Origin of the sequence: Streptomyces sp. SID11385 (assembly GCF_010548245.1) — a bacterium.
GTDB lineage: Bacteria > Actinomycetota > Actinomycetes > Streptomycetales > Streptomycetaceae > Streptomyces.
Window position 1 is genome coordinate 1 of record NZ_JAAGLR010000630.1, and the last position, 3,182, is coordinate 3,182.

Consider the following 3,182-nt stretch of genomic DNA (forward strand, 5'->3'; position numbering starts at 1 on the left):
GCAGCCGCGCCTCCGTCGCGCGGGCCTCGGCGAGCCCGGTCTTCTCGGTGACGGCCGCCTCCTGCTCCCGTACGCGCACGGCGGCGAGACCTTCGGCCGCGGCCTCCGCCTGCACGCCCTCCGCGAGCCGCACCTTGGCCTGCGCGTCGAGCGAGGCCGCCTTGTCGCGCGCCTCCGCGAGCGTGAGCTGCTCGGCCGCGCGGTGCACCGCGGCCTGCTCCGCCGCCTCGGCGGCCTTGATGTCCTTGACGAGCTGTTCCTGCGCCTCCGCCTCGGCCGCGATGACCGCCGACTGCCGCAGCCGCTCGGCCTCCTCGACCGCGCGCAGCCGCTTGATCGCCTCCTCCTGCTCGGCGACGGTACGGTCCACGGCGACGCGCTCGCGGATGACCTCGGCGATCGCGCGGCGCTCGCCCTCGACCTCCTTCTCGGCGGCGATCCGGGTCAGTTCGGTCTCCCGGTCGCGGCCGATGACCTCCAGAAGGCGGTCCTTCTCGATGCGCTCGTTCTCGATCGCGATGACCCGCTCGCGGTTCTTCTGCGCCACGGCGATCTCGCGCGCCTGGTTCTCGCGCTGGACGCCGAGCTGCTCCTCCGTCCGCAGGAACGCGGCCTGCGCGCGCAGCCGTTCCTCCTCGACGACGCGCGCCGTCTCGGCGTCCTCGCGCGCCCGCACCGTCTCGATCTCGCGCTTCTGCTTGCTCTCCGCCTCCGACTGGCGGCGCTCCAGCTCCAGGATGGCCTCGCGCGCGTCGACGTTCTGGCGCGTGATCTCCTTCTCCTCGGTGCGCTGGAACTCGTTGGTGCGCACGTGCTCGACGGCCGTCAGCTCGGTGATCTTGCGGATGCCCTGGGCGTCGAGGACGTTCGCCGGGTCGAGCTGGGCGAGCGGGGTCTGCTCCAGGTAGTCGATCGCCGCGTCCTCCAGGCTGTAGCCGTTGAGGTCGGTGCCGATGACCTGGATGATCCGGTCCCGCAGCTCCTCGCGCATCGTGTAGAGGTCGGTGAAGTCGAGCTGCTTGCCGACCGTCTTGAGCGCCTCGGAGAACTTGGCGTTGAACAGCTCCTGGAGCGTGCCGCGGTCGCTGGCGCGCGCGGTGCCGATCGCCTGGGCGACCTTGATGACGTCCTCGACGGTCTTGTTGACCCGGACGAAGAACGAGATGCGGATGTCCGCGCGGATGTTGTCGCGGCAGATCAGGCCGTCCGCGCCGGTGCGGGAGATCTCGATGGTCTTCACCGAGATGTCCATGACCTCCGCCTTGTGGAACACCGGCAGCACGACCTGGCCGGTGAACGTGACGCTGACCTTGCGGTACTTGGAGACGATGAGCGCCCGCCCCTGCTCGACCTTCCGGAAGAGCTTGCTGACGAGCAGCAGCCCCGCGGCGATCAGCAGGAGCAGGACGACGGCCGGAATACCGACCCCCAGGAGCAGATTCACGAGTGACCCCCCGGTCAGTAACGAAGCGATGCGTATGCGGAGGAATGGGGTGCGGGGTGGTGTGGAGGTAGGCGACGGGAGCGCGTGAGCGTTCTCGGGTGCGTACGTGGCGGGCGGGCCGCGCGGTGTCGGCGTGGCAGGGCGGGCCGCGCGGTGTCGGCGTGGCCGCGCGGGTGTGGCGTGCGCGGGTGGGCCTCGCGGTACGGGCGTGGCCCGGGTGGCCCGTGCCGTGCCGGACGGGGTGGGGCGCTGGGTCAGCGGCCCGGTTCAGGAGGGGCGGGGTCGAGGCCGGGGTCGAAGGGCGCGACCCAGAAGAACCCCTGTTCCTCCTCGTAGGCGTAGAGCAGCCCGGTGCTCCCGAGCACCAACTCCTCGCCCTCGTACTGCCGTACCTGCACCAGCGCGGTCGATCCGTCCGTCGCGCGGACCTCGGCCTGCCCGAAGCGGACATCGACCCAGCCGGTACGGATGACGCAGAGCGCGCCGACGAATTCCCGCAGCGAGGGCCCCTCGTCCCCCGCGAAGCGCGCCCACGGTTTCCGACCCCCCACGGCCACCCACCCCCGTTCCCACGGCCCTGGCGCCGGGCCGCTCCCCCGATCCTGCCCTCCTCCACGCCCCGGGCGCACTGCACGGTTCCGGCAATGTCGTAAGGGGAATGGGTGCCGGGTACATGAGGGCGGCGGGCCGTGTCCCCGGACGTCGGAGGGGCCGCGCACCGGGGCGCGGGGCCAAGTTCCGGGGCGTTCCGGTACGGGGGAGCCGGTGGGGTGGATACGGTTTCCCGGGGTGTCGGGGTGGATACGGTCCCCCAATGCCGAGCGGGACCATGGGAAGCGGGGAGGGGCCGGCGTGCTCGAAGTGGTGACGGCCGGGGCGCTGAGCGCGTTCCTCGGCGCGGTGTACAACGGTGCCGGGGGCGAGGTGGGCAAGCAACTCCTCGTCAGCACCCACGGCCTGATCAACCGCACGCTGCGCCGCGGGACCCCCGTACCCTCGCTCGCCGATCCCGCGACACGCGACGACCTCGGGAACGCGCTGAGCCTGCTGCTGCGCGAGCACCCCGGGCATGCCCGCGAGTGGCTGGCGGCGATGGGCGCGATCCCCCGGCTGCGCACCGCCGCGGGGGACGCTTCGTGGCCGCCCGTACCGCTCGCGCCCCACGACTTTCAGAACCGCAAGAACGTCCTGCGCCAGCTCGACCACGAGGCCAGGCGCGCCTATCAAGGCGCACCGCGCGCGGTGCAGTTGTGCGGACCGCCCGGTATCGGCACGAGCGCGACGGCGCTGCACTGGATGGCACTCGGCGAGGGCGCCTTCGGCGAGCGGCGGCTCCATCTCGACCTCCGTGACGTGCCGGGCGTCCCCGCGCCCACTCCGGCCGCGGTACTCGCCGCACTCCTCGGGCGCACGGGACTCGCACCTGACGCCCTGCCACCGACCGAGCAGGGGCGTATCGAGGAGTACCGGCGCCGGATCTCGGGCCGGCCCACCCTCGTCGTCATCGACCACGTCACGGCCGCCGCGCAAGTGCGGCACCTCGTCCCCGTGACCTCCGAGGGCTTCCTCCTCGTCGTCGTCTCCGGGCCCCCGCTGCCGCGCACCGCGCTGGAGGCGGTACGGGTCGACGTGCCGCCCCTGGCCGACCGTCACTCGCTCGCGCTGCTGCGCGCCCTCGCCGCGGGGGCCGTGCCGCTGAGCCGCCGCAGCCCCGCCGTGGCCGGGGCGCTCGCGGACT

1 protein-coding gene and 2 pseudogenes are annotated in these 3,182 nt (G+C 72.9%); 1 reads left to right on the plus strand and 2 read right to left on the minus strand.

The window, feature by feature from the left end; all coding sequences use genetic code 11:
- Positions 1-1,444: pseudogene (locus tag G3I42_RS19280) on the minus strand (flotillin family protein); the annotation flags it as partial.
- A 254-nt stretch (positions 1,445-1,698) separates the two neighbouring features.
- Positions 1,699-1,995, minus strand: a complete 297-nt coding sequence (locus G3I42_RS19285; protein WP_164287611.1) for a hypothetical protein — start codon at positions 1,993-1,995, stop codon at positions 1,699-1,701.
- A 301-nt stretch (positions 1,996-2,296) separates the two neighbouring features.
- Here G3I42_RS19285 and G3I42_RS19290 point away from each other — a divergent pair.
- Positions 2,297-3,182 (plus strand): annotated as a pseudogene (locus G3I42_RS19290) (ATP-binding protein); the annotation flags it as partial.